Below are 263 nucleotides of genomic sequence, written 5' to 3' on the forward strand. Positions count from 1 at the left end.
CTGATCAGGCAAAGTATGAGTCGTGGGGAACTGTTGGGATGCAATCCAATGGAACGCTTCTTCAGGAAGTCTGAAGATCAAATGGATTCCAGTACAAGTTATGTAAGCTTCAGCGATGCAGTTCACGTCATAACGGATTATATCGTTGGATATTACAGCGCACTAAGACCGCACGAATATAACGGTGGGTTACCCCCAAACGAATCGGAAAATCGATACTGGAAAAAACTCTAACTCGGTGGCCAGTTTTTGTTGACCACTTC

The 263-nt window shown here is 44.5% G+C and carries 1 pseudogene; it reads left to right on the forward strand.

Going from position 1 to position 263, the window contains the following annotated elements:
- Positions 1–256, forward strand: a pseudogene (locus tag QP413_RS10060) (IS3 family transposase); the annotation flags it as partial.
- Positions 257–263: the final 7 nt, after the last annotated feature.

It is taken from the genome of Corynebacterium sp. UMB4614, from assembly GCF_030217065.1.
Taxonomy (GTDB): domain Bacteria; phylum Actinomycetota; class Actinomycetes; order Mycobacteriales; family Mycobacteriaceae; genus Corynebacterium.